The organism is Streptomyces sp. NPDC039462 (genome assembly GCF_055639375.1).
On sequence record NZ_JBVKAO010000006.1, the window covers coordinates 292,967 to 315,681 of the forward strand.

Here is a 22,715-nt window from a genome sequence, read left to right on the forward strand (position 1 = left end):
ATTCTCTACCCGCCGGTAAGCCCTAGGCTCGAACCATGCGCCGAGCAAAAATCGTCTGCACCCTGGGACCCGCCACCGACTCGTACGACCAGATCAAGGCACTGGTCGAAGCCGGAATGGACATCGCCCGCTTCAACCTCAGCCACGGCACCCACGCCGAACACGAGGAGCGCTACCAGCGCGTGCGAAAGGCCTCCGAGGAGACCGGCCGCAGCGTCGGCATTCTCGCCGACCTTCAAGGCCCGAAGATTCGCCTCGGCCGCTTCCGCGAAGGCCCCGTACTACTCGAACGCGGCGACGAGTTCACCATCACCGTCGAAGACGGCGTCGAAGGCGACCGCCACCTCTGCGGCACCACCTACGACGGCCTCGCGGCCGACGTCACCACCGGCGAGCGCATCCTTGTCGACGACGGCAAAGTGACCCTCGAAGTCACAGCGGTCGACGGGCCCCGCGTCACCACCACCGTCATCGAAGGCGGCATGGTCTCCGACCACAAGGGCCTCAACCTCCCCGGCGTCGCCGTCTCCGTCCCCGCCCTCTCCGACAAGGACGAGGAAGACCTCCGCTGGGCCCTGCGTTCAGGATGCGACGTCATCGCCCTCTCCTTCGTCCGCAGCGGACGCGACATCGAAGACGTCCACCGCATCATGGACGAAGAGAGCCGCCGCCTCCCCGTCATCGCCAAGGTCGAAAAGCCTCAGGCCGTCGACAACATCGAGGACATCGTCGCCGCCTTCGACGGCATCATGGTCGCCCGCGGCGACCTCGGCGTCGAAATGCCCCTTGAGCAAGTCCCGATCGTCCAGAAGCGCGCCATCAAACTCGCCAAGCGCAACGCCAAACCCGTCATCGTCGCCACGCAGATGCTCGACTCGATGATCGACAACTCCCGCCCCACCAGGGCCGAGGCGAGCGACGTCGCCAACGCCGTCATCGACGGCACCGACGCCGTGATGCTCTCCGGCGAGACCAGCGTCGGCAAGTACCCCATCGAGACGGTCAAGACGATGGGCCGCATCGTCGAAGCGGCGGAAGAGGACATCCTCGCGAAGGGCCTGCCCCCACTGACGGAACGCAGCAAGCCCCGCACCCAGGGCGGCGCCGTCGCCCGCGCCGCCGCCGAGATGGGCGACTTCCTCGGCGCGAAGTTCCTGGTCGCCTTCACCCAGTCCGGCGACACGGTCCGCCGCCTCTCCCGCTACCGCTCACCCATCCCGCTCCTCGCCTTCACCCCCGACAAGGCCACCCGCTCCCAGCTCAACCTCACCTGGGGAGTGGAAACCTTCCTCGGCCCGCATGTCGACTCCACCGACGCGATGGTCGACCAGGTCGACGAACTGCTCCTGAAGATCGGCCGCTGCGAAAAGGGCGACGTGGTCGTCATCACGGCCGGCTCCCCACCGGGAGTCTCGGGCTCGACGAACCTGGTACGCGTCCACCACATCGGCGAGGACGACAGCGAATAACGGATGTCAGCGGCAAGCGGATCTTCACGAGAAGGAAGGGATCCGGGTCCGGAGCGTGACCTTCGAATCGTAGGAAAAGTGCCCCGGGTGGGATTCGAACCCACGCTGGATGGTGTTTGAGACCACTGCCTCTACCGCTGGGCTACCGGGGCATCCTTCAGAACGAAGGCTAACGGGGAGCCGCCGTGCCCTAAACATACAGGAGCTAGGTAGGCTCAGGGCAAGCAGTAGCCTGCCCCGCAACGAGGAGCCCCCCGTGACCGCCCCCGAGTCGCCCCAGCCCACCGACGCGTCGGACGACGACGACCAGTCGCACGTGCCTCCGGTGACGACCCGTGTCGTCATCGCCGAGGACGAGGCCCTGATCCGGCTCGACCTCAAAGAGATGCTGGAAGAAGAGGGCTACAGCGTCGTCGGCGAGGCCGGTGACGGTGAGAAGGCCGTCGAGCTGGCCCGCGAGCACCGGCCGGACCTGGTGATTCTGGATGTGAAGATGCCTGTCCTCGACGGCATCTCCGCGGCGGAGAAGATCGCCGAGGAGTCCATCGCCCCCGTCCTGATGCTCACCGCGTTCTCGCAGCGCGACCTCGTCGAGCGGGCCCGCGACGCCGGTGCGATGGCGTACCTCGTGAAGCCGTTCAGCAAGAGCGACGTCGTCCCGGCCATTGAGATGGCCGTCTCGCGGTTCACGGAGCTGAAGGCGCTGGAGAAGGAGGTCGCGGACCTCTCGCAGCGCCTTGAGACGCGGAAGCTGGTCGACCGGGCGAAGTCGATCCTGCAGACGGAGTACGGCCTGACGGAACCCGCCGCGTTCCGGTGGATCCAGAAGACGTCGATGGACCGCCGTCTTTCGATGCAGCAGGTCGCGGAGGCGGTCATCGAGGACGCCGAGGAGAAGAAGGCGTCTAAGGGCTGACCGCCCGCGACGGTGGTACGAGTACGAGGAGGCCCGCACCCTGCGATCGGGGTGCGGGCCTCCTCGTATGCCCAGGAAGGCGTGGTCAGTCCTCGCCCAGGTACGCCTTCCGCACGGACTCGTCGTGCAGCAGGTCGCTGCCCGTGCCGGAGAGGACGATCCTGCCGACCTCCATGACGTGGCCGTGGTCGGCCAGCGAGAGTGCGGCCTGGGCGTTCTGCTCGACGAGGAGGATCGTCGTGCCGTTGGCCTTGAGCTCGGAGATCGTGGCCATGATCTTCTGCATCATGATCGGTGAGAGGCCCATGGAGGGCTCGTCGAGCATGAGCAGCTTGGGCTGGGACATCAGGGCGCGGCCCATCGCCAGCATTTGCTGCTCGCCGCCCGACAGCGTGCCTGCCGCCTGTTTCTTCCGTTCTCCGAGGATGGGGAAGAGTTCGTAGGCCCGCTGGATGTCCTTCTCGATGCCTGCTTTGTCGGAGCGGAGGTAGGCGCCGAGGCGGAGGTTGTTCTCGATGGTCATGCGGGGAAAGATGTGGCGGCCTTCGGGGGAGTGGGCGAGGCCTTGGGCCACGATCTGGTCGGCCCGGTATTTGCGCAGCGGCTTTCCGTTGAACTTGATCGAGCCGCCCACCGGCTTGAGCAGTCCGGACAGGGTCCGGAGCGTGGTCGTCTTGCCCGCGCCGTTCGTGCCGATGAGGGTGACGACTTCGCCGGCCTCGACCTTGAAGCTGATGCCTTTGACGGCTTCGATCTTGCCGTAGGCGACGCGGAGGTCCTCGACCTCAAGGAGTGCGGTCATTTGTTGTTCTCCTCGAAGGGCTCGCCGAGGTAGGCGGCGATGACGCGGTCGTCCTGTTGGACCGTCTCACTGGATCCTTCGACGAGTTTTTCGCCCTGGACGAGGACGGCGACGCGGTCGCAGAGGTTGAAGATGAAGCGCATGTCGTGCTCGATGACGAGGACGGCGATGCCCATGTCGCGGATGGCGAGGACGAGTTCTTCGGTGGCGCGGGTTTCCTGGGGGTTCATGCCGGCGGTGGGTTCGTCGAGCAGGAGAAGTCCTGGCTCGCTCGCCAGTGCGCGGGCGATTTCGAGCTTGCGCTGTTCTCCGTAGGGGAGGTTGCGCGAGAGGTGCTCGGCTTTCTCGGCGAGGCCGACGAATTCGAGCAGTTCCATGGCGCGGGCCTTGGACGCGGCTTCCGCGCGGTGGAATCCGGGCCCGCGGAGGAGCGCCGACCAGAGGCCTTCCTTCGTCCGCGTGTGGCGGCCGACGAGCACATTCTCCAGGACCGTCATGTTGGCGAAGAGGCGGATGTTCTGGAAGGTGCGGGCGATGCCCGCTGCGGTGACCTTGAAGGATTTCGCGGGCAGGACGGTGCCTTTGTAGCGGACTTCGCCCTCGGTGGGGATGTAGAGGCCGGTGAGGCAGTTGAAGAAGGTGGTCTTGCCGGCTCCGTTGGGTCCGATGAGGCCGACGATTTCGCCGGTGTTGACGGTGAGGTCGACGGAGCGTACGGCGGTGAGGCCGCCGAAGCGCATGGTGACGCCGCGGGCGTCGAGGACGGTTTCGCCGGCCGGGGCGGCCGGTGTGGGGTCCTTCTTCGTCGTGTCCGTGGTCATGGGTCAGACCCCCGTCTTGCTGAGGACTGCGGGTGGCGGCGTCTCGCCGGGCGGGAGCTCGGATTCGTGGAATTCGAGCTGGCGGCGGCGGTTGGGGATGAGGCCTTCGGGGCGGAAGCGCATGAGGAGTGCGAGGGCGAGTCCGAAGGCGAAAAGCTGGTAGTCGCCGAGGAACTGAAGCTTGTTGGGGATGAGGTAGAGCAGTGCGGCGCCGACGAGGGGTCCGCTGATGGTGCCCATGCCGCCGAGGACGACGGCCGCCAGGAGGAAGGCGGAGTTGGGTGGTACGGAGTTGGCGAACTGGTACTGCTCGGGCGTGACGGTGTAGGTCACGTGGGCCTGGACGGTGCCGGCGAGTCCGGCGAGGGAGGCGCCGAGGGCGAAGGCGATGAGTTTGACGCGGAAGCCGTTGATGCCCATGGCGAGTGCGGCGGTCTCGTCCTCGCGGATGGCGACCCAGGCGCGGCCGATGCGGGAGTCCCCGCTGCGGCGGAAGACGAGGACCACCACGAGGGTGATGAGGAGCATCAGGAAGAAGTAGTTGGCGAACCGGCCGATGGTGAAGCCCGCGATGCTGTGTTCGAGTCCGAAGTCGAAGCCGAAGATCTTCAGGTTCGGGACGGAGGAGATGCCGTTGGAGCCGTTGGTGATGTCGGGTCCGGAGGAGCCGTCGGAGTTGTTGGCGGCGATGCGGAAGATCTCGCCGAAGCCGAGGGTGACGATGGCGAGGTAGTCGCCGCGCAGCCGGAGGGTGGGGGCGCCGATGAGGACGCCGAAGACGAGGGACGCGCCGGCGCCGACGAGGATGGCGGCCCAGAACGGCAGGTGGACGTCGAAGGGTGAGGCGGGGGATCCGGAGACCATGGACGCGGCGTAGGCGCCGACGCCGAGGAAGGCGACGTATCCGAGGTCGAGGAGGCCCGCGAGGCCGACGACGATGTTCAGGCCGAGGGCGACGGTGGCGAAGATGAGGATGTAGACGCCGATGGTGGCGTACTGGTCGTCGCTCTGGGTGAAGGGGAACGCGGCGGCGGCGAGGAACGCGCCGATGAGGGTGATGTTGCGGTGCCGTGCGGTGTACGTGGAGACCTGTGCGACGAGCCCCGCCTTGGCGAGTGCGGCGAAGCCGAGGCCGACGGTGATGAGGAACCCGATGAAGAGTTCGTCGTACTCGGTGCCGATGCCGTAGGTGAAGACGAGCAGGCCGGTGGCGAGGGCCGCGATGATGATCAGGATCTCGAGGTACGAGTTGAGCTTGCGGGGCGGGGCTGGGGTGTCCGCGGCGAAGGCGCCCTTGATGATCGTCTTGGTGTTGCGCGCGCGGTGCTTGAACTGTTCCCAGGAGCTGTCCTCCTCGTCGACCGGGTAGGTGTGCGGTCGCTGGAAGGGCAGTGCGAGGGCGCCGGTGAGGGCGATGAGGGTGGCGATGCCCGCGATCCAGCCGCCGGGTTCGAGGTTGGCGAGTCCGCCGAGCTTCTTGGCGATGGCGAAGATCGTGTACCAGGTGGTGGCGAAGGCGGCGAGTGCGGCGTATTTGAGGGCGGCGTCGGCTCCGGCGGGGGCGAGGGCGCGCAGGCCCTTGGTGCCGTAGGAGGCGAGGCCGTAGAGGGTGGTGAGGGCGCCGGCGATGAGGACGAGCCACTGGAGGCCGCCGGGGTAGCCGTAGACGGTGAGGTCGCCGGGGAACCGGGCGGTCCAGGTCCAGGCGAGGAAGGCGGAGACGATGGTGAGGACGCCGCCGCCGGTGGCGAGGGCGCGGGCGGGGCCGACGGGGAGGGGGATGAGCCCGGTGGCCGGCTTGTCCTTGTGCGGACGGGGGCTGTCGGCTGCGGTGGTCTGTGTGGTCATGGTTGTCACGCCCTGTCCGCGACGCGCTCGCCGAGGAGGCCTTGGGGCCTGACGAGGAGGACGACGATGAGGAGTACGAACGCCCAGACGTCGGCCCAGGACTGGCCGCCGAGCTTGTCCATGCCGGGTACGTCGTTGATGTAGGCGGTGGCCATGGATTCGGCGAGTCCGAGGACGACGCCGCCGATCATGGCGCCGTAGATGTTGCCGATGCCGCCGAGGACGGCCGCGGTGAAGGCCTTGAGGCCGAGGATGAATCCCATGCGGAAGTCGATCTGGCCGTATTTCAGTCCGCGGGCGACGGCGGCGATGCCGGCGAAGGCGGCGCCGATGGCGAAGGCGACGACGATGACACGGTCGGTGTTGATCCCCATGAGCTTGGCGGTGTCGGGGTCCTGTGCGGTGGCCTGCATGCCGCGGCCGATGCGGGTCTTCATGACGAAGTAGCCGAGGGCGACCATGCAGATGGGTGCGGCGATGAGCAGGAAGACGTCGCCGGGCTGCATGGTGACGGAGCCGATGTGGATGGAACCGCCGGGCAGTTCGGGGAAGGAGCGGGCGGACTTCGCCTCGGGGTACCAGGCCCAGACGGCTTGCTGGAGGGCGAGGGAGAGTCCGATGGCGGTGATGAGCGGGGCGAGGCGGGGGGCTTCGCGCAGGGGTCGGTAGGCGAAGCGTTCGGCGCCGACCGCGATGGTGGTGGAGACGAAGATGGCGCCTATGAGCATGAGGGGGACGGCGGCCCACATGCTGGTGTCGGCGGGGAGCCAGATCCAGACGGTGAGGGCGCCGAATCCGCCGGTCATGAAGATCTCGCCGTGGGCGAAGTTGATGAGCTGGACGATGCCGTAGACCATTGTGTAGCCGATGGCGATGAGGCCGTACATGGATCCCAGTAGCAGGCCGTTGACCAGCTGTTGCGGCAGTTCGTGCACCGCAGGTCCTCCGAGTCTTTCGAGCGACGGATGCGACGCCGCGCGGGGCGCTTGTCTGCGGCGCCCCGCGCGGGTTGTCGTGTGGGCTACGGGCCGGGAGGGTCAGTTGCTCCCGGTGTATGTGCCGGATTCGACGGGCTTCCAGCCGGTCTTCGGGTCGGTGGACTTGACCTGGTAGACGGTGAGCTGCTTGTTGGTCGCGTCGCCGTATTCGTCGAAGGAGACCTTGCCGGTGACGCCGTCGAAGGAGACGCCCTTCATGGCGTCGATGACCTTGGCGCGGGCGTCGTCGGGAAGTTTGCCGTCGTTGTCGTCGACGACCTTCTTGACGGCTTCGATGATGGCCCAGGCGCTGTCGTAGGAGTAGCCGCCGTAGGCCTCGTAGGCTTCCTTGAAGCCGGCTTTCTTGTAGTTGGCGATGAACTCCTTGGCCGAGGGGAGTTCTTCGACGGGCTGGCCGACGGAGGTGGCGTAGTCGCCGACGCCCTGTTTGCCGGAGAGTTTGATGAAGTCGGCGCTGTAGATGCCGTCGCCGCCGACGAGCGGGGCTTTCGAGCCGGCCTGCTTCATCTGCTTGCTGAGGGGTCCGGCCTGCGGGTATTCGCCGCCGTAGTAGACGAGGTCGGCGTCCGAGTTCCGGATCTTGGTGGCGACGGCGCCGAAGTCTTTGGTGTCCGGATTGATGTGTTCGGTGCCGACGACCTTGCCGCCGAGTTTGGTGAACTCGTCCTTGAAGGTGGCGGCGAGTCCGGCGCCGTAGGTCTTCTTGTCGTCGACGACGAAGACCTTCTTCTTCTTGGCCTTGTTGTACAGGTACTGGGCGGCGAAGGGCCCTTGGATCGCGTCGGTGGTGGCCGTACGGAAGTAGGACTTGTACGGGCGTTCCTTCTTGCCGCCGTTCCAGTCCGGGCCCTGGGTGAGGGCGGGGTTGGTGTTGGCGGGCGAGACCTGGACGAGCTTCGCGTCGTCGAAGACCTTCTGCATCGATTCGGCGACGGAGGAGTTCAGGGGGCCGACGGCGCCGAGGACGTCCTTGTCGGCGACGAGCTTGGTGGCGTTCGTCTGGCCGGACGAGGGCTGGCCCTGGTCGTCGAGGGCTTCGATCTTGAACTTGACGCCGTCGACGTAGTTCTTCTCGTTGGCCTGCTTGGTGGCGAGGTCGACGGAGTTGCGGATGCCGAGGCCCAGCGCGGAGAGCTCGCCGGTCAGTGGCGCGTCGACGCCGATGACCACGGTGGTGCCGCCGCCACCCTCGTCCCCGTCGTCCTTGTCGTCGCGCGAGCCACAGGCGGTGAGGGTGAGAGCCCCCGCGGTGAGTGCAGCGGTGATGGCTATGAGCGAACGTTGACGCACGATCAGTCCTTTCCCCTGGCACGGCTGTCCCTTGTTGGGATGCCGAGTCGAGCGCGGAACCGAACTGAGAGGAATCCGGTGGGCGCGGTGACTGGCCGTGACTCTAAGGGCGGCTTTGTTCTTGGTGGAGTGGTCGGACCAAGGCTGTGACGCTCTTGTTATGCCACGGAGTATTCCGGGCTGGAACGCGGGGGGCGGTTGGGGCTGAATATGGCCTTGTTCGGTGGATCTCGACGTATCCGCATGCTGAGAATCCCCAGCGCAAGCTGCAGGACTGTAATGCTGTTTCACTCATGACAGCGGTGTTCGAGGGCATGCGGCCGCGAGGGCGCCGGAAAGATCATTCGCGTATTCCGGACCCAGGATGTAACTCTGCTTCTCGTTTGCGCGCGTATTACGCAGCGTTACTTCCAGGAAAGGGAGTCCGGCATTCCGTGGCACTTCTCCACATTCGCGAATGTGCATCCTGATGATCAACTTCCGGGGTGATCCCGTTTTGACCGCGAAAGGGGCGGGCGGCGAGGTGCTGACCGAGAGGGCCGCGGACGGCTGGCCGACCCCGCGGACGGTCACCGGCGGCCCGGACTCCTGGGTGAAGGTCACGGCGAAAGTGAAGTTCCGGTCCCCGGCCGCGGGGCGCGACATCTCGCCCGTGTACGTCACCGACACGCTCTGCGACGGCCAGGGCGGGGGCGGCGGGGACGGTGCGGGCGGGGGCTCCGGGCGGGTGAGGTAGAGGCTCAGTCCGGCGGCGCCGACGACCGCGGCCGCGGCGGCGGTGAGTGCGGTGCGGCGGTGGCGGAGCCTGCGCGGGTCCGGCCGGGCCGGGTGCGGCGGGGCGGACGCGCGGTCGTAGGTGTCCTCGCCCGGCTCGACGGGGCCGATGGCGTTCACGTCCACGGCCCGCCGCTCGGCCCGCCGTGGCGGTAGCGCTCCGCGCACCGCTCGCGGGCCTGATGCGCGATCAATTCCCGTCCGGCGGCGGCTGATTCGCGCCTGCGCTCGGCGCGTGCGGCGTCCAGGATGTCGCGCAGGATCATGTACTGCCCGTTCGACAGGCCCATCGACTGGTAATCGCCGTAGGTCGTGTCGCCCGAGTCGTAGATCTGCCGGGCCCACTTGGTGATGATCGTGGTGCACAGGTCGGCGGGGGAGGTGGTGCGGGGGGAGGGGCTGGGGGCCGCGTCGGAACGGCCGTGGCCGTCGTGGCCGTCACGGCCGTCGTGGCCGGAGCTTCCGCACCCGGTGGCGACGGCGGTGGCGAGGGCGAGCGCACAGAGCGATATCCGGTGCCTCATGCGCCGACGCTAGACCGGAGCCGCACGCTCCGACAGTGCCCGCGTCCACCCTGTCCGCGCGGCCCTCGTCCGTGCCCTCGCCGTCGGGGTGTCCGGCTTGGCCGGGCGTCCGCCTCGGCCGTGTGGCCGTCGTCGGCGCACCTGCCCGTCGTTCGTACGCCCCTCGTCCGTGCGCCTGCCCTGCCCGCGCGCTCTTGTCCGCACGCCCGCCGTCCGCGCCGGCGCCCCGTTCGCCGGGTCCTCCCGGGTCAGCCCGCCGCGCCCGCGGAGCCGGTCGCGGCCGCCGGGCCGGCGTCGCGCAGCATGCACGTCAGGCGCGCGCTGCATACCCGCTTGCCCTGCTCGTCGCTGATGACGATCTCGTACGTCGCCGTGGAGCGGCCCCGGTGCACGGGCGTGGCCACGCCGGTGACCAGGCCGGAGCGGGCGCCGCGGTGGTGCGTGCAGTTCAGGTCGACGCCGACGGCGAGCTTGTGCACGCCGCCGTGCAGCATCGCGCCGACCGAGCCGAGGGTCTCCGCGAGGACCGCGGAGGCGCCGCCGTGCAGCAGGCCGTACGGCTGGGTGTTGCCCTCGACCGGCATGGTGCCGACGACGCGCTCCGCCGAGGCCTCAAGGACCTGCACGCCCATGCGGGTGCCGAGGTGTCCCGCCGAGAACAGGGAGGGCAGATCGACCCCGAGCGAGGCGTACTCGTCGATGACCTCCTGCGGGAACTTCACGCTGTGCTGCTCACCCATGGGGCCCGGCTCCGTTCGTTCGTCGTCACACGCGTCACCTGTCGCTGAGCAAACGCTCAGTCGAGCGATGATTGTTCCAGGCGTACGACGACGGACTTGCTGGCAGGGGTGTTGCTGGTGTCCGCGGTGGCGTCCAGCGGCACCAGGACGTTGGTCTCCGGGTAGTACGCGGCGGCGCAGCCGCGGGCTGTGGGGTAGTGCACGACGCGGAAGCCCGGGGCGCGGCGCTCCACGCCGTCCTGCCACTCGCTGACGAGGTCGGCGTACGTCCCGTCGGCGAGGCCGAGCTCCGCGGCGTCGTCCGGGTGGACGAGGACGACGCGGCGGCCGTTCTTGATGCCGCGGTAGCGGTCGTCGAGGCCGTAGATCGTGGTGTTGTACTGGTCGTGGGAGCGCAGGGTCTGCAGCAGCAGCCGTCCCTTCGGGACGGCGGGGTGTTCGACGGGGGCCGCGGTGAAGTTGGCCTTGCCGGTGGCGGTGGGGAAGCGGCGCTCGTCGCGCGGGGCGTGCGGGAGGGTGAAGCCGCCGGGGCGGGCGATCTTCGCGTTGAAGTCCTCGAAGCCGGGGACCACGCGCGCGATGCGGTCGCGCACGGCGGAGTAGTCCTTCTCGAACTCCTCCCAGGGCGTGCGCGAGGCGCTGCCGAGGACGCGGCGGGCCAGGCGGCAGACGATGGCGGGCTCGGAGAGCAGGTGCTTGCTCGCGGGCTCCAGGCGGCCGCGTGAGGCGTGGACCATGCCCATGGAGTCCTCGACGGTGACGACCTGCTCGCCGCTGTCCTGGAGGTCGCGCTCGGTGCGGCCGAGTGTGGGCAGGATCAGGGCGCGGGCGCCGGTGACGGCGTGCGAGCGGTTGAGCTTCGTCGAGACGTGCACGGTGAGGCGCGCGCGGCGCATGGCGGCTTCGGTGACGTCCGTGTCGGGGGAGGCGGCGACGAAGTTGCCGCCCATGGCGAAGAACACCTTCGCTTCGCCGTCGCGCAGGGCCTTGATGGCGCGGACGACGTCCAGGCCGTGGTGGCGGGGCGGTGCGAAGCCGAATTCCTTCTCCAGGGCGTCGAGGAAGGCGGGCGCGGGGCGCTCGAAGATGCCCATCGTGCGGTCGCCCTGCACGTTCGAGTGGCCGCGCACGGGGCAGACGCCGGCGCCGGGGCGGCCGATGTTGCCGCGCAGCAGGAGGAAGTTGACGACTTCGCGGATGGTGGGGACTGCGTGCTTGTGCTGGGTGAGGCCCATCGCCCAGCACACGACGGTGCGCTTCGAGGCGAGGACCATGGCGAGGGCTTCCTCGATGCGGTCGCGCTCCAGGCCGGTGGCCTTCAGCGTGTCGTCCCAGTCGGCGTCCCGCGCGGCCCGGACGAACTCTTCGTAGCCGTGGGTGTGTTCGCGGACGAACTCCTCGTCGACGGCGCCCTCGGTCTCCAGGATGAGTTTGTTGAGGAGGCGGAAGAGGGCCTGGTCGCCGCCGAGGCGGATCTGCAGGAAGAGGTCGGTGAGGGCGGTGCCCTTGAGCATGCCCTGTGCGGTCTGCGGGTTCTTGAAGCGCTCCAGGCCGGCCTCGGGCAGCGGGTTGACCGTGATGATCTTCGCGCCGTTGTTCTTGGCCTTCTCCAGGGCGGAGAGCATGCGCGGGTGGTTCGTGCCCGGATTCTGCCCGGCGACGATGATCAGGTCCGACTTGTAGAGGTCCTCCAGGAGGACGCTGCCCTTGCCGACACCGATCGTCTCGGTGAGCGCCGAGCCGGACGACTCGTGGCACATGTTCGAACAGTCGGGGAGGTTGTTCGTGCCGAGCTCGCGGGCGAAGAGCTGGTACAGGAACGCCGCTTCGTTGCTGGTGCGGCCCGAGGTGTAGAAGACGGACTCGTCGGGGGAGTCGAGCGCCGCGATCTCCTCGGCGATGATGTCGAAGGCGCGCTCCCAGGAGACCGGCTCGTACCGCTCGGCGTCCTCCGCGAGGTACATGGGGTGGGTGATGCGGCCCTGCTGTCCCAGCCAGTACCCACTGCGGGTGGCGAGGTCGGCGACGGGGTGCGCGGCGAAGAAGTCGGGGGTGACGCGGCGCAGCGTGGCTTCCTCGGCGACGGCCTTCGCGCCGTTCTCGCAGAACTCCGCCTTGTGGCGGTGGTCCGGCTCGGGCCAGGCGCAGCCGGGGCAGTCGAAGCCGTCCTTCTGATTGACGCGGAGCAGGGTGAGGGCGGTGCGGCGCACGCCCATCTGCTGCTGTGCCGCGCGCAGGGTGTGACCGATGGCGGGCAGTCCCGCGGCCGCGTGCTGGACCTCGGCGACCTGCGGCGCGTCCTGGACCGGATCGCCCTTGGGCGGCTTGCTTGCCATGGTCGGCTCCCCTTCGAGCACGTACGTGAGCTACGTCTCCGATCCTCCCACGCGACGGTGACAACGCCGGGGGGTGGGGCCGCGTGGGACCGGACTGTCAGTGGGGCGTGGCAGGATCGGGGACGTGGCAGAAACAGCATCGAAGAAGAAGTCCGAGACCGCGGCGACGAAGGGCAGGACGGCGGGCGGTGAGCAGCGCCCGCGCCTGATGCTCATGGACGGGCACTCCTTGGCGTACCGGGCGTTCTTCGCGCTGCCCGCGGAGAATTTCACGACGGCGACGGGCCAGCCGACGAACGCGATCTACGGCTTCGCGTCGATGCTGGCGAACACGCTGCGCGACGAGGCGCCCACGCACTTCGCGGTGGCGTTCGACGTGTCGCGCAAGACGTGGCGCTCCGAGGAGTTCCCGGAGTACAAGGCGAATCGCTCCAAGACCCCGGACGAGTTCAAGGGGCAGGTCGAGCTGATCGGCGAGATGCTCGACGCGATGCACGCGGTGCGCTTCGCGGTGGACGGCTTCGAGGCGGACGACGTCATCGCGACGCTGGCCACGCAGGCGGAGGCGGCCGGCTTCGACGTGCTGATCGTCACGGGCGACCGTGACTCCTTCCAGCTGATCACCGACCACGTGACGGTGCTGTATCCGACGAAGGGCGTCTCGGAGCTGACGCGCTTCACCCCGGAGAAGGTCTTCGAGAAGTACGGCCTCACCCCCAGCCAGTACCCCGACTTCGCGGCGCTTCGCGGCGACCCGTCGGACAACCTCCCGGGCATCCCCGGCGTCGGTGAGAAGACGGCCGCGAAGTGGATCAACCAGTTCGGTTCGTTCGCCGACCTCGTCGAGCGCGCCGAGGAGGTCAAGGGCAAGGCCGGGCAGAACTTCCGCGACCACCTGGAGGCGGTCAAGCTCAACCGCCGCCTGACCGAGATGGTGCGCGACGTCGAACTCCCCAAGACGGTCACCGACTTGGAGCGCGCGGCGTACGACCGTACGGCGCTCGCGATGGTCCTGGACACCCTGGAGATCCGTAACCCCTCGCTGCGGGAGCGGCTGCTCGCCGTCGACCCGGGCGCGGAGGAGGCCGAGCAGACCCCGGCCGAGCCCGGTGTGGAGCTGGACGGCGCGGTGCTGGGCGCGGGCGAGCTCGCGCCGTGGCTGGCCGAGCACGGCAAGGCGGTCCTCGGTCTCGCCACGGTCGACACCTGGCAGCTCGGGACGGGCACGGTCACCGAGGTCGCGCTGGCCGCCGCCGGCGGGGCGGCCGCCTGGTTCGACCCGGCGACACTGGACGAGGCCGACGAGAACGCCTTCGCGGCCTGGATCTCCGACCCCACCAAGCCGAAGGTCATGCACAACGCCAAGGGCGCGATGCGGGTCTTCCCGGAGCACGGCTGGACGGTGGACGGCGTCACCATGGACACGGCCCTCGCCGCGTACCTCGTGAAGCCGGGCCGGCGCTCCTTCGCCCTCGACGCGCTCTCCCTGGAGTACCTGGGCCGTGAGCTGGCACCTGCCTCCGCCGCCGACGGACAGCTCGCCTTCGGCACGGAGGAGGACGACCGGGCCGAGGCCGACTCCCTGATGTCGCAGGCCCGCACCATCCTCGACCTGGGCACGGCCTTCGGCGAGAAGCTGACGGAGGTCGGCGCGAGCGACCTGCTCACCGACATCGAGCTGCCCACCTCCGCGCTCCTGGCCCGCTTGGAGCGGCACGGCATCGCTGCGGACCGCGCGCACCTGGAGGCGATGGAGCAGCAGTTCGCGGGCGCGGTGCAGCAGGCCGTGAAGGAGGCGCACGCGGCCGCGGGCCACGAGTTCAACCTGGGCTCGCCCAAGCAGCTCCAGGAAGTCCTCTTCGGCGAGCTGAACCTCCCCAAGACGAAGAAGACGAAGACCGGGTACACCACGGACGCGGACGCGTTGGCCTGGCTCGCCGCCCAGACGGAGAACGAGCTGCCGGTCATCATGCTCCGCCACCGCGAGCAGGCGAAGCTGCGCGTCACCGTCGAGGGCCTGATCAAGGCGATCGCCGCGGACGGCCGCATCCACACCACCTTCAACCAGACGGTGGCGGCGACGGGCCGGCTCTCCTCCACCGACCCGAACCTGCAGAACATCCCCGTCCGCACGGACGAGGGCCGCGCGATCCGCCGAGGCTTCGTCGTCGGCGAGGGCTTCGAGTCCCTCATGACCGCGGACTACAGCCAGATCGAGCTGCGCGTGATGGCGCACCTCTCCGAGGACGAGGGCCTCCTGGAGGCCTTCACCTCCGGCGAGGACCTGCACACGACGGTCGCCTCCCAGGTGTTCAACGTCGACGGTTCCGCCGTCGACGCGGAGATGCGCCGCAAGATCAAGGCCATGTCGTACGGGCTGGCGTACGGCTTGTCCGCGTTCGGCCTCTCCCAGCAGCTGAACATCGAGGCGGGCGAGGCGCGCGCGCTGATGGACACGTACTTCGAGCGGTTCGGCGGAGTCCGGGACTACCTCCGCCGCGCGGTCGACGAGGCCCGCGCCACGGGTTACACCGAGACGATGCTCGGTCGCCGCCGCTATCTCCCCGACCTCAACAGCGACAACCGGCAGCGCCGCGAGATGGCCGAGCGCATGGCTCTGAACGCGCCGATCCAGGGCACGGCGGCGGACATCGTCAAGATCGCCATGCTGAACGTGCACGGGGCGCTCACCGCGGCGAAGCTCGACTCCCGCATGCTGCTGCAGGTCCACGACGAAATCGTCCTGGAGATCGCTCCGGGGGAGCGGGACCGGGTGGAGGAGCTGGTCCGCAGGGAAATGGCGGGGGCGGTGGCCCTGCGGGCGCCGCTGGATGTGTCGGTGGGCGTGGGACGCGACTGGGAGTCCGCGGCCCACTAGCCCTGACGGGCGGCGAAACGGGGCTCACCCGGCGGGTGCCGGGTGCCACCCTCTTGTTCCCTGCGCCCTCGAGAGTGCCGGGCCTTGTGGGTGTGCGCCTGCGGGTGCGCGGTGGCTGGTCGCGCAGTTCCCCGCGCCCCTGGGGGAGTGCGTGGGGCTGCCGGTGTGTGTCTGCGGGTTGCCGGTGGCTGGTCGTGCAGTTCCCCGCGCCCCTGGGGGAGCCGGGGGCCGGGTCTCGTGGTTGAGCCGGGGTGCGGGGGGTGTTTTTAGGGGCGCGGGGAACTGCGCGAGCAACCACCGACGCGCCGCAGCCGCAACACAACCGTCCAACCCCCGTGGCCTCGCGCCGCGGCCTGCCCCCACGCAGTGGAGTCCGTTCAAGCCCAGCGCAGCGGCCCCTCACTCGCGTGGCCCCCGGCAAAGCGACCCCCGGCCGAGCGTGGGGTCAGGATGAGCGCATGGTCTCTCACCTGCGAAAGTGCCGGACGGCTGTCGCCGCGGCGATCACCACGGCCCTCCTGGTGCCCATACCGGCGACCGCCGCCACAGCCGGCGACCTGCAGGGCGCGGACCTCTGCACGACAGACAACGCAGGCACCGCAGGTCTCGCAGGCACCGCAGGAACCGCAGATCGTGACCCCACCCTCGCCGCCCGGATGTCCAAGGACATCCGGGCGGCTTTGTGGTCCAGGGCCGGCACCGTTTCGGTGTCCGTCCACGACTCCCGCACCGGCCTCGTCTGCGAACTCGCGAGCCGGCGCCGCTACGACGCGGCGAGCGTCGCGAAGCTCCTCGTGATGGAGGCGGCGCTGCGCCGCGCGCAGGAGTGGCGCCGCGGCCTCACCGGCTGGGAGCGCCGACGGATCCGCCCCATGATCACCGTCTCGGACAACCACGCGGCGCAGCGCCTGTGGAACGACCTCGGCTACCGCTACCTCTCCCGCTTCCTGCGCCGCGTCGGCACCACGGCCACCACCCTCGGCACGTACGGCCGTTGGGGGCTGACCGGCACCACCGCGGCCGACCAGTCGCGGCTGCTCGACGTGTTGACCGGGGTGCGGGGGATTCTCGGCCCGCGTGCGCGGGCGTACGGGCTGCGGCAGATGGCCGAAGTGCGGCGCGACCAGCGCTGGGGGGTGCCCGCGGGAATGCCCCGCGGCGTCCGGGCCCACCTCAAGAACGGCTGGCTGCCGCGGGCCACGCACGGCTGGCGCGTCCACAGCGTCGGCGTCTTCACCGGCGGCGGCCGCACCTACCGCATCGTCGTCCTCTCGCACGACAACCCGACGATGGCGTACGGCGTACGGACCATCGAGCGCATCGCGCAGGCCGTGCACCGTGGCCTCCACAAGGGCCGGGCGATCGGCCAGGAGCTGACCCCGGAGAGCGAGATCAGCGAGGTTCCGGACGGCTCGGCGCCCGCTGAGGACGACGACCCGGACCCCGCCGCGTAACAGAGCTGTCGCGGCGTCTTGGCCAACTGGTAAAAACCGGGCACGAACGGGTGCCTGGTCGTGCCAAGTTGTCGTAGTGTCGCCTGAGCCGACCCACTGGGTGTACGTGCGTGCGAAGGTAGGCGTGTCCGTGCGGGAAAGCCCGCACGAGGGTGGGGGCGGCGCGCAACAGTCGTCAAAAGGGGAGGGGTGGCTCGGTCATGGCGCCGGTAATCGGCAGGCGGCTGCGCAGAGGAACGGTGACCGCCGCGGTGGCCGCGGCGGCGGTGGCGGCCCTCGCCGCGTCGCAGGCCCCGGGCGTGACGGACGTACCGCGTGACGGGCAGGCGGCGGGCGCTTCCGACACCCCGCCGCCGTCCGGTGACTCCGCGACCGGCGACTCCCCGTACTACACCGACCTGCCTCCCCTGCAGAGCCCCGTCCCGCCGAACGGCGGTGACAAGAAGGCCGAGGCGGGCGTCCCGGCCACGGTCCTCGACGCGTACAAGAAGGCCGAGACCGCGCTCAACACCGACAAGCCCGGCTGCAACCTGCCCTGGCAGCTGCTCGCCGCGATCGGCAAGGTCGAGTCGGGCCACGCCCGCGGCGGCCGCGTCGACGCGAGCGGCACCACGCTCAAGCCGATCCTCGGCCCGGTCCTGAACGGCAACGGCTTCGCGAAGATCACCGACACCGACAAGGGCGCGTACGACGGTGACGTGACGCACGACCGCGCGGTCGGGCCGATGCAGTTCATCCCGTCGACGTGGGCCACCTCGGGCCGGGACGGCAACAACGACGGCAAGAAGGACCCCAACAACATCTACGACGCGGCGCTCGCCGCCGCCCACTACCTGTGCGCGAACGACCGTGACCTCTCCGTCGAGGCCGACCTGCACAAGGCGATCCTCAGCTACAACCGCTCCACGGAGTACCTGAACACGGTCCTGTCGTGGCTGCAGTTCTACCGCAAGGGCACCCACGAGGTTCCCGACGGCAAGGGTGTGCTGCCCGACGAGCGCAGCGACAGCCGCTTCCCGAGCATCAGCCCGAGCCCGACGACGCCGAGCACTCCGTCGTACACGCCGCCGTCCAAGCCGGAGAAGGAGAAGCCCGGGAACAACGGCGGCGGCAACAACGGCGGCAACAACAGCGGCAGCAACAAGCCCAACCCGCCGAACGGCGGTGGCGATCCCGACCGCCCCGACCCCGGCCCCTCGCCGGCCGACCGCGTCGCGGACCTGGCGAACGCCGGGACCGGCACGCTCACCGCGACCGCGGGCGACGCCTTCGCCGAGCGCGTCGAGGTGCGCGCGCTGTCCAAGTCGGGTTCGTTCGTGTCCGGGGTCAAGGTGAAGTTCACGATCGCCGGCGCCACGGACACCCGCTTCGACGGCGGCGCGAGGAGCGTCACCGTCACCACGGGCTCCACCGGCAAGGCCACCGCCCCGGTGCTCGAAGCGGGCGAGAGGACCGGCAAGTTCACCGTGCGGGCCACGGTCGTGGGCCGCTCGGTGCCCGGCGTCGACTTCACCGCGGAGGTCACCGCGCGCCAGGCCGACGCGCTCGCCAGGACCAGCGACAAGCCGCTGGTCTGCGAGGCGGGCAAGGAGTTCGCCGACCGGGTCGAGGTCAAGGCGACGTACAAGGGCAGGGCCGCCGCCGGAGTCGCGGCCTCCGCCATGATGGTCACATCGGCGTCGGACGCGACGGCCAACGACAAGGGCCCCTACTTCAAGGGCGCGGACGGCAAGCCGATCCGCATGCTCAAGGGCCTGAAGACCGACGCGAACGGCCTGCTGAAGCTGCCGAGGATGTACGCGGACGACGCGGCGGGCACGTATCTGCTGCGCATCGCCACGGCCGGCGGCGGCATACTCACCGTCGAGCTGAAGGTGAACGCGGCAGAGCCCGACACGACACCCACGCCGTCGGACTCGGCGAGCGCCTCGCCGAGCACCACCCCGAGCGCGTCTCCCAGCGCCTAGGGCCCGGTATCGCACATCCCGACCGCCCCTCCGCCACCACGGCGGAGGGGCGGTCGGTGTTTGTGCAACGTGTTCTCATCTCGCCCGTCCGTTGCTACGGTGCCCGCCCTGACGCCCTATCAGTTCTGGCCGCAAGCCGAACCGGGAGGCCCCGCATGCGTGCCCTCATCGCCGCCGCCACCGGCCTCGTCGTCGCGCTCGCCCTGGTCCTGACGATCACGGCGATCGGCGCCCCGTCCGGCGAGACGTCCCCCGAGCCGCTCCTCACCACCGTCCCCGAACACCCCTAGACGTACGGTCCCCAAGCACCCACAGACGTAGGGAGGGCCGCAGCGATGCGCCGCAAGGCCAGCCTCGTCCTGCTCGCCTTCGCCGTGTTCTTCACGGCCCTGTCCCCGCTCATGCGCTGGTACGCCTTCCCGCGGCTCGCGAAGATCCCGCCGAGCCAGTACCAGGAGACGGTCCTGGAGGCGGACGACCCGACCCTCATCGACTACGGCTCCATGAAGGCCAAGAGGATCGACAAGGTCACCATCGTGCAGACCCTCAAGGGCAACGTGGAGGCCTCCGAGAAGATCGAGAGGAACGACGGGGACTCGTCCCGCGACGTCGTCGTCTGGGACGCCCTCTCCTACGTCCAGGACGACAAGGGCAAGATGGTCTCCAAGATCCCCGAGCGCTACATCTTCGACGCGCACAGCCAGGAACCCGTGCACGCCACGGGAGAGGCGGTCGACGGAGACCGGGTCAAACGCGAGGGCATCGAGTTCAAGTGGCCCTTCCTGACCGAGAAGCGGGACTACGAGTACTTCGACGCGCAGGCCCGCATCACCCGGCCCATCCACTACAAGGGCACCCAGGACTTCCGCGGCCTGAAGGTCTACTACTTCGAGCAGACCATCCCCTGGACCAAAGTGCCCTTCCCGAAGACGATGCCCGTCAAAGGCATCACTCCGGAGTCCCTCGCCAAGACGGGCACCACCCGCTGGTACACCACGGTCCGCAAGTTCTGGGTCGAGCCGACCACCGGGGCGCCCGTCTACGGCGAGGAGATCCAGAACAACGAACTGCGCGGCGGCACGCTCCTGGGCGACCGCGACAAGGTCACCGTCTTCTCCGGACACGTGAAGATGCGCGAGGACTACATCAAGGACACCGTCGACCTGGTCAAGTCCCAGCGCGTCCTCGTCCTCCTGCTGACCTCGTACCTCCCCTGGGGCTTCCTCACCCTCGGCATCCTCCTGCTGGCCCTCTCCCTCTGGCTGGAGGCCCGCGGCCGCAGGCCCGGCGACCCGACGCCGACCCCGGAGAACGACCCGGAACCGGAGCCGGTCAACGCCTAGGAGACCGGTCAACGCCCCTAGGAGGCCCGTCCCGCCTGGCGGGCCTTGGTGTACCGGGTCGGCTCGGCCGTCGCCGGGTCCTCCGGCCACGGGTGCTTCGGGTAGCGGCCGCGCAGGTCCGCGCGGACCGCGCGGTAGCCCGACGCCCAGAACGAGGCGAGGTCGGCGGTGACGGCGGCGGGGCGACCCGCGGGGGACAGCAGGTGCACGAGCACCGGTACGCGGCCGCCCGCGATCCTCGGCGTCTCGGCGAGCCCGAACATCTCCTGCAACTTGACGGCGAGCACCGGCTGTTCGGGATCGGAGTAGTCGAGCCGGATCCTGGACCCGCTCGGCACCTCCAGGCGCTCGGGGGCGAGCTCGTCCAGGCGCCCTGCCTCACCCGTCGCCCACGGCAGAAGCCGCCCCAGCGCCTGCCCGGCGTCGATCCCCGCCAGGTCGGCCCGGCGCCGGGCCCGGGAGAGCTCGGGCTCCAGCCACTCGTCCACGCGCGCGTGGAGGGCGTTTTCCGATACGTCCGGCCAGGGCGCCCCGAGATGGCGGTGCAGGAACGCGAGCCGCTCCCGCAGCTCCCGCGCGCCCCGCGACCACTTCAACAGTGCGGTGCCCTCCTCCCGCAACCCGGTCAGAAGCGCCTCCCGCACCAGGCGCGGATCGGGCTTCTTCAGAGGACGCACCGTCAACTCCACGGCGCCAAGACGCTCCACGTGCCGCGCCACGAGCTCGCCGTCGCCCCAGGCCACCTCGTCGCCCTCGGAGTACAGCGGTGCGGCGGCGCTACGGGCCACGTCCTCGTCGATGTGCCCGGCCAGAAGCACGCGCGCGTGCCCCGCGCCCACCGGCCGGTCGGCCACGGCCACGGCGAGCCACCGCGCACCGGACAGCGCGGACCCCTGCCGCGCCTCCGCCCGCGTCCCGCCCGCCATGAGATACGTCCCGCCGCCCACGCTCCGGGCCACCCGCTCCGGAAACGCGAGGGCCGCCACCAGCCCGGCGACGTACTCGTCGCTCCCGTCGCCGCCGACCTCGGCCGGTCCACCGGGCGCCGCCGAGGCGAGCCGCCGGGCCTCGGTCCGCCACCGCGCCCCATAGGCGTCCTGGCCGCGCCGCGCCGCACGCCACGCACCCGCGAGGTCGTCGCCGTACTCACGGGGCGGCTCCTCGCTCAGCAGCGCCACCGCCTCCGCCGCCCGGCGGGCACCGACGCGCGGCGCCGCGTCCAGCAGGGCACGCGCGAGGCGCGGGTGCAGACCCACCCGGGACATCCGCGCCCCGCGCTCCGTCGCCCGGCCCGTCTCCGCGTCCACCGCGCCCACCGCCACGAGGACCTCCCGCGCCGCCGCCATCGCGCCGCCCGGCGGGGGATCGAGGAGAGCGAGCCCGGAGGCGTCAGGATCGCCCCAGCACGCCGCCTGCAGCGCGAACGCCGCGAGGTCGGCCACCTTGATCTCGGGTGCGGGAAAGCGCGGCAGACGCCCGTCCTCCGCCTCCGCCCAGCACCGGTACACCGCCCCCGGAGCCTCCCGCCCGGCGCGGCCCGCCCGCTGCCGGCCGGCCGCCTGCGAGGCCCGCACGGTCGCCAGCGCGCTCAGCCCGCGCGCGTGATCGACCCGCGGCTCCCGCGCGAGGCCCGAGTCCACGACGACCCGCACCCCCGGCACCGTCAGAGAGGACTCCGCCACGGAGGTGGCGAGCACCACCCGCCGCCCGTCCGACCCGGCGAGCACCGCGTCCTGCACCGCTGCCGGGGCCCGCCCGTGCACCTGCAGCACCTCCACGCCGCCGAGGCCCGTCAGCTGCCCCGCCACCCGCGCGATCTCACCGACCCCGGGCAGGAAACACAGGACGTCCCCGGCCCGCTCGGCCAGCGCCCTGCGCACCACCGACGCCACATGGGTCAGCAGCGCCGGATCGACCCGCATCCCGTGCGGCGGCCGCACCGCGCGCGGGGGCGGCGCCCACACGACCTCCACGGGGTGCGCGACGCCCTGCGCCTCCACCACGGGCGCACCCCCGAGGATCCGCGCCCAGCCCTCCGCGTCGGTCGTCGCCGACGCCGCCACCAGACGCAGCTCGGGCCGCAGCGCGGCCCGCACGTCCACCAGGAACGCGGCCACCGTGTCCGCGTCCAGATGCCGCTCGTGGCACTCGTCGAGGACGACGACATCCACGCCGGCCAGCTCCTGATCCCGCTGCAGCCGCTGCAGCAGCACACCCGTCGTCACGACCTCCACGCGCGTGCGCGGGCCCACGACGCGCTCACCGCGCACCGTGTAGCCGACGCTGTCGCCCACCTTCTCGCCGAGCAGCCACGCCATGCGCCGCGCGGCGGCCCGGGCGGCGATGCGGCGCGGCTCGGCGACGACGACGCGACGTACGCCGTCATGGGCGCCCGGCACGTCGACCAGGCCCGCGAGCGCCAGCGGCACCAGCGTCGTCTTGCCCGTGCCGGGCGGCGCGCAGAGCACCGCGCTGCCCGGCCCCTCCAGAGCGGCGGAGAGACCGGGCAGCGCGTCACGTACGGGAAGGTCCAGGGCTGCGTGGTTACGGATCAC

Annotated in this window: 17 protein-coding genes and 1 tRNA gene; 8 read left to right on the forward strand and 10 right to left on the reverse strand. The window is 70.2% G+C overall.

The genetic code is table 11. The features are described from left to right. Positions 1 to 35 precede the first annotated feature (35 nt). Complete coding sequence (pyk, locus tag ACZ7LU_RS29660; protein ID WP_398307362.1) at positions 36 to 1,469, forward strand: pyruvate kinase; 1,434 nt, start codon at positions 36 to 38, stop codon at positions 1,467 to 1,469. 79 nt (positions 1,470 to 1,548) lie between these two features. Here pyk and ACZ7LU_RS29665 read toward each other — a convergent pair. Continuing rightward, positions 1,549 to 1,621 (reverse strand) — tRNA-Leu (locus ACZ7LU_RS29665). Between the two features lie 104 nt (positions 1,622 to 1,725). On the opposite strand from ACZ7LU_RS29665, the gene ACZ7LU_RS29670 reads away from it, so the two are divergent. After that, positions 1,726 to 2,385, forward strand: a complete 660-nt coding sequence (locus ACZ7LU_RS29670) for an ANTAR domain-containing response regulator (RefSeq protein ID WP_365356649.1) — start codon at positions 1,726 to 1,728, stop codon at positions 2,383 to 2,385. Between the two features lie 85 nt (positions 2,386 to 2,470). Here ACZ7LU_RS29670 and ACZ7LU_RS29675 read toward each other — a convergent pair whose 3' ends face one another. The 5 genes from ACZ7LU_RS29675 to ACZ7LU_RS29695 all read right to left on the reverse strand — a co-directional run bounded on the left by ACZ7LU_RS29675 (position 2,471) and on the right by ACZ7LU_RS29695 (position 8,144). After that, complete coding sequence (locus ACZ7LU_RS29675) at positions 2,471 to 3,187, reverse strand: ABC transporter ATP-binding protein (protein ID WP_468311083.1); 717 nt, start codon at positions 3,185 to 3,187, stop codon at positions 2,471 to 2,473. Further along, the gene (locus ACZ7LU_RS29680) at positions 3,184 to 4,008 is read right to left on the reverse strand and encodes an ABC transporter ATP-binding protein (protein ID WP_468560731.1); all 825 of its coding nucleotides are present in this window, start codon (positions 4,006 to 4,008) and stop codon (positions 3,184 to 3,186) included. The genes ACZ7LU_RS29675 and ACZ7LU_RS29680 overlap by 4 nt, the downstream gene beginning before the upstream one ends. 3 nt (positions 4,009 to 4,011) lie before the next feature. Further along, positions 4,012 to 5,856, reverse strand: a complete 1,845-nt coding sequence (locus ACZ7LU_RS29685) for a branched-chain amino acid ABC transporter permease (protein WP_471918492.1) — start codon at positions 5,854 to 5,856, stop codon at positions 4,012 to 4,014. 5 nt (positions 5,857 to 5,861) lie between these two features. Then, positions 5,862 to 6,791: a branched-chain amino acid ABC transporter permease gene (locus ACZ7LU_RS29690; protein WP_398307372.1), complete on the reverse strand. Its 930-nt coding sequence runs from the start codon at positions 6,789 to 6,791 to the stop codon at positions 5,862 to 5,864. A gap of 102 nt (positions 6,792 to 6,893) precedes the next feature. Continuing rightward, positions 6,894 to 8,144: a branched-chain amino acid ABC transporter substrate-binding protein gene (locus ACZ7LU_RS29695; protein WP_470981026.1), complete on the reverse strand. Its 1,251-nt coding sequence runs from the start codon at positions 8,142 to 8,144 to the stop codon at positions 6,894 to 6,896. 496 nt (positions 8,145 to 8,640) lie between these two features. Here ACZ7LU_RS29695 and ACZ7LU_RS29700 point away from each other — a divergent pair, with 496 nt between their 5' ends. Further along, on the forward strand, positions 8,641 to 8,880 hold the full coding sequence (locus ACZ7LU_RS29700) for a hypothetical protein (RefSeq protein ID WP_471918493.1): 240 nt from the start codon (positions 8,641 to 8,643) through the stop codon (positions 8,878 to 8,880). Positions 8,881 to 9,034: 154 nt separating this feature from the next. Here ACZ7LU_RS29700 and ACZ7LU_RS29705 read toward each other — a convergent pair whose 3' ends face one another. The 3 genes from ACZ7LU_RS29705 to ACZ7LU_RS29715 form a co-directional block, all read right to left on the reverse strand. After that, positions 9,035 to 9,442, reverse strand: a complete 408-nt coding sequence (locus ACZ7LU_RS29705) for a hypothetical protein (RefSeq protein WP_471918494.1) — start codon at positions 9,440 to 9,442, stop codon at positions 9,035 to 9,037. 248 nt (positions 9,443 to 9,690) lie between these two features. Beyond that, a complete protein-coding gene (locus ACZ7LU_RS29710; RefSeq protein WP_468560727.1) occupies positions 9,691 to 10,182 on the reverse strand; it encodes a PaaI family thioesterase in 492 nt (163 codons plus the stop codon). A gap of 56 nt (positions 10,183 to 10,238) precedes the next feature. Further along, entirely contained in the window at positions 10,239 to 12,518 is a 2,280-nt protein-coding gene (locus ACZ7LU_RS29715; RefSeq protein WP_471918495.1) for an FdhF/YdeP family oxidoreductase, read from the reverse strand. Positions 12,519 to 12,642: 124 nt separating this feature from the next. Between ACZ7LU_RS29715 and polA the strand changes: the two genes are divergently transcribed. The 5 genes from polA (at position 12,643) to pgfA (ending at position 20,160) form a co-directional block, all read left to right on the forward strand. Next, a complete protein-coding gene (polA, locus tag ACZ7LU_RS29720; protein ID WP_398307383.1) occupies positions 12,643 to 15,396 on the forward strand; it encodes a DNA polymerase I in 2,754 nt (917 codons plus the stop codon). Positions 15,397 to 15,854: 458 nt separating this feature from the next. Further along, a complete protein-coding gene (locus ACZ7LU_RS29725; protein WP_471918496.1) occupies positions 15,855 to 16,850 on the forward strand; it encodes a serine hydrolase in 996 nt (331 codons plus the stop codon). Between the two features lie 200 nt (positions 16,851 to 17,050). Beyond that, a complete protein-coding gene (locus tag ACZ7LU_RS29730) occupies positions 17,051 to 18,817 on the forward strand; it encodes a lytic transglycosylase domain-containing protein (protein WP_471918497.1) in 1,767 nt (588 codons plus the stop codon). 155 nt (positions 18,818 to 18,972) lie between these two features. Beyond that, positions 18,973 to 19,107, forward strand: a complete 135-nt coding sequence (locus tag ACZ7LU_RS29735) for an SPW_0924 family protein (protein WP_468717418.1) — start codon at positions 18,973 to 18,975, stop codon at positions 19,105 to 19,107. 45 nt (positions 19,108 to 19,152) lie between these two features. Next, positions 19,153 to 20,160: a cell envelope lipid trafficking protein PgfA gene (gene pgfA / locus ACZ7LU_RS29740; RefSeq protein ID WP_471918498.1), complete on the forward strand. Its 1,008-nt coding sequence runs from the start codon at positions 19,153 to 19,155 to the stop codon at positions 20,158 to 20,160. Between the two features lie 17 nt (positions 20,161 to 20,177). Here the strand turns inward: pgfA and hrpB are convergent, their stop codons facing one another. Further along, positions 20,178 to 22,715, reverse strand: a complete 2,538-nt coding sequence (gene hrpB / locus ACZ7LU_RS29745) for an ATP-dependent helicase HrpB (protein ID WP_471918499.1) — start codon at positions 22,713 to 22,715, stop codon at positions 20,178 to 20,180.